1 protein-coding gene is annotated in these 354 nt (G+C 41.5%); it reads left to right on the top strand.

Annotation, left to right across the window (positions count from 1 at the left end):
• A partial coding sequence (locus KKC1_RS05720; RefSeq protein ID WP_192868102.1) for an ATP-binding protein occupies positions 1 to 134 on the top strand: 134 nt, incomplete at its 5' end.
• Positions 135 to 354 lie beyond the last annotated feature (220 nt).

Genomic DNA, 354 nt, shown 5'->3' with positions numbered 1-354 from the left:
AGCACTGGCATGAGATACTGGGAGACCCTACAGTGGCTGATGCCATTCTAGATCGTTTAGTACATAATGCCCATAAATTAATCCTCAAAGGGGAATCCATGCGCAAGCTTTACAACGCTAAGAAGGAAGAATAATCTTTGGACTGGTGGAAATTAAAACTACGACGACGATAATACTTTTTAAACTATTCCACCGCTAATTTATTGGCAAAATCTGTACTTTGTAGTACAGTAAAAATACCGGCATCGCTTCGCTCCGATACACAGTTCCGACTGAAGATTTAAACCGGAATAACTGTCCAGTTTAAATCGGAACGAGCGTCCAGTTTAAACCGGACTAGCCGTCCAGTTTGAA

It is taken from the genome of Calderihabitans maritimus (assembly GCF_002207765.1).
GTDB lineage: Bacteria > Bacillota > KKC1 > Calderihabitantales > Calderihabitantaceae > Calderihabitans > Calderihabitans maritimus.
This window is presented reverse-complemented; position numbering and strand designations above follow the sequence as displayed.